We start from the raw sequence: 853 nt of genomic DNA, 5'->3' as shown, positions 1-853 counted from the left end.
CGCTGGATGCCGCGCTCGCCCAGCCCTACGCACACCTCGTCCCGGTACGACTCGACCTCACGGCACTGCAACGGCAGTTGGACGCGGGCGCGGACGTCCCCGTGCTGCTGCGCGGGCTGCTGCGGCCGCCGCGTCGGCGGGCCGCAGGCACGGACGCAGCGGCGCCGGCAGGTCTGCGGGAGCGTCTGCTGGGTATGTCGGATGCCGAACGGCCGGTACACCTCGTGCAGTTGGTGCAGCGAGAGGCCGCAACGGTCCTGGGCGTGCCCGAGGCCGGCGGGGTCGGCACCCAGCAGGTCTTCAAGGAGCTGGGTATGGACTCGCTGATGGCGGTCGAACTGCGCCGCCGTCTGTCCGCCGAGACCGGACTGACCCTCCCCTCGACCCTCGCCTTCGACTACCCGACACCCACCGCCATCGCCCAGCTCCTCCTCGACAAGCTCGATGTGGGCGAGGGCGGCCCGGCCCGGGGTGCACAACGAATGACGAAGACCCAGATCGACAGCCTCGTCGAGCTGCTGCGCGCTGCGACGCCCGCACAGCTGGAAGCCCAGGGCCTGGCCTCAGGGCTGCTCGCCCTGCGCGACGGCCTGGCGCAGTCGGTGGGTACGACCGACGAATCACCGGAGCCGGAAGCCGAGTTGGACACCGGCAGTACCGATGACCTCCTTCAGTTCCTGGATCGCAAGCTTGGAGTGAGCCGATGAGCGCGTCCGAAGTCGAGAAGCTCGAGAAGCTCGAGGCGTATTTGCGGCGCACGGCGAACGCGCTCGTCGAGACGGAGAAGGAACTCGCCGCAGAGCGTTCCGCCCGTACCGAGCCCATTGCCGTGGTGTCGATGGCGTGCCGTCTT

At 69.6% G+C, this 853-nt stretch carries 1 protein-coding gene; it reads left to right on the top strand.

All coding sequences use genetic code 11. The features are described 5' to 3' along the window. The coding region (locus BIV23_RS44915) for a phosphopantetheine-binding protein (protein WP_281250218.1) at nucleotides 1-707 on the top strand (707 nt) is incomplete at its 5' end. Nucleotides 708-853 lie beyond the last annotated feature (146 nt).

It is taken from the genome of Streptomyces monashensis (genome assembly GCF_001866665.1).
Taxonomy (GTDB): domain Bacteria; phylum Actinomycetota; class Actinomycetes; order Streptomycetales; family Streptomycetaceae; genus Streptomyces; species Streptomyces monashensis.
Note: the sequence above shows the minus strand (reverse complement) of the source record. Positions and strands in the feature narration are given on the sequence as shown.